Source organism: Arthrobacter sp. Hiyo1, from assembly GCF_001263615.2.
In the GTDB taxonomy this organism is placed as follows: domain Bacteria; phylum Actinomycetota; class Actinomycetes; order Actinomycetales; family Micrococcaceae; genus Arthrobacter.
Genome location: NZ_DF952468.1, coordinates 325,407 through 328,844 on the forward strand (window position 1 = coordinate 325,407; position 3,438 = coordinate 328,844).

3 protein-coding genes and 1 pseudogene are annotated in these 3,438 nt (G+C 63.2%); 1 reads left to right on the forward strand and 3 read right to left on the reverse strand.

The features are described 5' to 3' along the window. Positions 1-88 (forward strand): annotated as a pseudogene (locus AHiyo1_RS25995) (type I methionyl aminopeptidase); the annotation flags it as partial. 107 nt (positions 89-195) lie between these two features. Here AHiyo1_RS25995 and AHiyo1_RS01420 read toward each other — a convergent pair. The 3 genes from AHiyo1_RS01420 to AHiyo1_RS01430 all read right to left on the reverse strand — a co-directional run. Then, positions 196-1,542 carry an ABC transporter substrate-binding protein gene (locus tag AHiyo1_RS01420; RefSeq protein ID WP_059387375.1) on the reverse strand — a complete coding sequence of 449 codons (1,347 nt, stop codon included), beginning with the start codon at positions 1,540-1,542 and terminating at the stop codon, positions 196-198. 58 nt (positions 1,543-1,600) lie between these two features. Next, entirely contained in the window at positions 1,601-2,539 is a 939-nt protein-coding gene (locus AHiyo1_RS01425; protein ID WP_059387376.1) for a carbohydrate ABC transporter permease, read from the reverse strand. Beyond that, a partial coding sequence (locus tag AHiyo1_RS01430) for a carbohydrate ABC transporter permease (RefSeq protein WP_059387377.1) occupies positions 2,536-3,438 on the reverse strand: 903 nt, incomplete at its 5' end. The genes AHiyo1_RS01425 and AHiyo1_RS01430, both read right to left, overlap by 4 nt.

Consider the following 3,438-nt stretch of genomic DNA (forward strand, 5'->3'; position numbering starts at 1 on the left):
CGAAAAGGGCATCTGGGTGCTTTCCGCGCCCGACGGCGGCGCGGAGCAGCTGGCGCCGCTCGGCGTCGTGCCCGTTCCGATTCCCTGATCAGACGCGGCTGCCCAACTAGCTCGCATTAGATGTCGTTCTGACGCGTCAAAACGACATTAATTGCAAGCTAGTTGGGCAGCGGGCGGCACTCGGCGCGTTGAGCCTCAGCTCTTGAGCTTGGGCTTCACGTCCTTGGTGTAGATGCCATCGAGGGTTGTCTTGAGGTCCGTCATGGTGGCCTTCACGTCGCCCTGCTGGGTGAGGATCTTCGCAGCGGCCTTGGCCATTTCCTGATCGGCGCCGGGCAGGAATACGCGGGCGTTGTCCTGCACCTTGGTCACGGCGAGCTGGTCCATGGCCGTCTTGATTTGCGGAGTCTTGGCGAGGACTGCAGTCATGTCCGCGGAAACGCGGGTGGGCATGTAGCCGGTGGCAGCGGAGAATGCCGCCGTGTTCTCCGGTTCGGTCATGAATTTCAGGAAAGTGGCAGCCGCGAGCTGGACTTCCTTGCTGACGCCGCTGGGAATCCCGAGTCCCGCGCCGCCGGTGGGGCAGACGTTGGTCTCGGCCTTGGGGCCGCCCGGCAGGAAGCCGACGCCGACGTTGAACTTAGCGGACTTCAGCACGCCCAGCAGGTCTCCGGTAGAGGAGATCGTGGTGGACGTGATGCCTGCGGAAAAGTCGTCCGCGGCGTTCTTGGAGGAGACGCCGGCCCACTTGTCCTTGTAGATGGAGTCCTGGGCCCACTGCAGGGCCGTGACGGACTCGGTGGAGTCGCAGTTGAAGGTCCAGCCGTTGGACCAGCTGCCGCCCCAGCCCCACAGGTTGTTCTGCAGGGTCCAGCCGGCGTATCCGGCAAGGGCCGGGTAGATGTAGGCGTACTTAGCGCCCGAGCTTGCCTGGAGCTTGGGGGCCCACTCGGCGAACTCCTGCCAGGTCTTGGGAGCCCGGTCCGGAAGGCCGGCGGCCTTGAAGTGGTCCTTGTTGTAGTAGAAGAGCGGGGTGGAGCGGCCGTAGGGGAGCGCCCACTGCTTGTTGGCGTACTGGTAGTCCGCGACGAGGGACTTCTGGAAGTCGTCAATCTTGACGTCCAGCTGCTTGATGAGTCCGTCCAACGGGATGATATTGCCGTTGGTGTAGTAGCGGAACCACCAGACGTCGGAGAGCACCACGAGGCCGGGGAGGGCCGACTTCGCTGCCTGCGAGGTCTGGAACTTCTGCGCGATTTCCTCGTAGTTGGCGCCCGCCGTCACGAGGTTCACCTTGATGTCCGGGAACTTCGCCTGGAACTTGTCGATGATGGATTGCTCGACGGCCTGGGACTGCCCGGGGTGGCTGGTCCAAAAGTCGAAGGAGCCGGCCGGCTTGACCCCCGTGAAGTCGATGTCCGAGGGGCTGCTGCTCGTTGCGCTGCCGCCCGTCGACGGACCGCCGCATGCTGCAAGGGCGGCGGCGCCGACTCCGAGTCCGGCGAGCCCCAGGAAGTTTCTACGATCAAGATTCATTGCCATGGTTGGTCCTCTCAAGGATGCAAAGGTGGTGATGGGGTTGTGTGGACGTGCTGTGCTGTTAGCCGGTGACGCTGCCCTGGGTGAGCCCGGCAACGATGTAGCGTTGCAACGCTGCGAAGACCAGGAGGATGGGAATGATCACCAGGACAGCTCCTGCCATCAAGATCCCCCAGCCTGCGCCGTTTCCCTCGGAGTTTTGAAGGAGAGTCAGGCCGACCGGGAGGGTCATGGTTTCCGGGCGGTCCGTGATGATCAGGGGCCAGATGTAGTCGTTCCATTCGCTGACGACGGTGACGAGGGCAACGGTGGCGATCGAGGGGAGCGAAACGGGGACAACCACTTGCCAGAGCCTGCGCCAATGGCCCGCACCGTCGATTTCCGCCGCTTCGAGGATGGACCCCGGAAGGGTCTTGAAATGCTGGCGAAGGAGGAAGGTTCCGAAGGCCGTGCCGAGTCCCGGGAGAATGATTCCCCACAGGGTGTTCTTCCCGCCGATCCCTGCGATCAGGATGTAGTTGGGGAGGATCGACACCTGCGGCGGCACCATCAGGGCCACGAGGATCACGACGAAGATGACGTTCTTGAACGGGAAACGGACAAAAACCAGGGCGTAGGCCGTCAGGATCGCCAGGATCACCTTGACCGTGGAGCCGACCGTGGTGACGATCAGGCTGTTCAGGAAGAACTGTGCGAACGGCACAGTGGTCATGGCCGTGTGGTAGTTCTCCAGGTTCAGGCCCTGCGGGAGTATCTTGAGATCCGTGGTGACGATCTCGCCGGGCTGCTTGAAGGAACTCAGCAGCATCCACAACAGCGGCAGGACTACCACGAGGGTGGCCCCGATCAGCGGGATGTAGCCGCCTGCCAGCGTCTGGATGAGGTTCGCGCGGGAGAACGGCTTGTCGCGCTGCGCCGGCAGGTCCGGACCGCCGTCGGGAGCTTTAAGGGTCCCGACGCCGCTCGCGGGGTTGGGGCTGACGGGGGAGAGCGTGCTCATGAGTAGTGCACCTTCCGTTCGACGAACCGCAACTGGAGCACGGTGATGATGAGCAGGATGGCGAACAGCACCACTGAAATGGCGGCGGAGTAGCCGGCTCGGTTGTAGGCGCCAAAGGCCTGCAGATAGGCCTCGTAGATCAGGGTGCTGGTGCCGTTGCCCAGCGGCGTCATGATGCGGATCAGGTCGAAGGCCTGAAGTGAGCTGATCATCGTGGTGATGAGCAGGAAGAACGTGGTGGGCGAGAGCAGGGGAACGGAAATGCTCATGAAGCGGCGGAACCCGTTGGCTCCGTCCAGGGAAGCGGCCTCCATGACGTCCTTCGGGAGCGATTGGAGCCCGGCGAGGTACACGACCGCGCAGTAGCCCAGGTTCTTCCAGACGTAGACGATGATGACCATCGCGAGGGAGAGTTGCGGATCGTTGATCCACTGGGGACTTTGCTGGCCGATGCCGCGGAGCAGCCAGGACAGCACGCCGTATCCGGGATCGAAGATGAACAGCCATACGAGGCCGACGCCCACTCCACTGAGGACGTAGGGGGCGAAGACGGCAGAGCGCGCAAATGTGGTGCCGCGGACCTTCGCGTTCAAGGCCAGGGCCACCAAGAGGCCCAGCACCATGGAGCCACCGACGGTGACCACGGTGAAGATGAGCGTGGTGCCGAGTACTTGCGGGGCGTCGGAGCTGGTGAAGAAGGTGACGTAGTTGTCGAGGCCAACGACGGTGGCCGAGGTGGAGCCCAGGGTCCAGTCAAGGGTCGAGTAATACATGTTGTTGATGAGGGGCAGATACGTGAACACCGCGATCAGCGCCAAGTTCGGCAATGCCAGTGCCAGGAATACGAAGAAGTCGCGTCGGGTTCGGCCGGACCAGCGTCCCCGGCGCTGAGGGGCCGG

Bases quoted from the DNA above. Each gene is read 5' to 3' on its own strand.
- AHiyo1_RS01420 (WP_059387375.1), bottom strand. From the start codon at position 1,542: ATGGCAATGAATCTTGATCGTAGAAACTTCCTGGGGCTCGCCGGACTC.
- AHiyo1_RS01425 (WP_059387376.1), bottom strand. From the start codon at position 2,539: ATGAGCACGCTCTCCCCCGTCAGCCCCAACCCCGCGAGCGGCGTCGGG.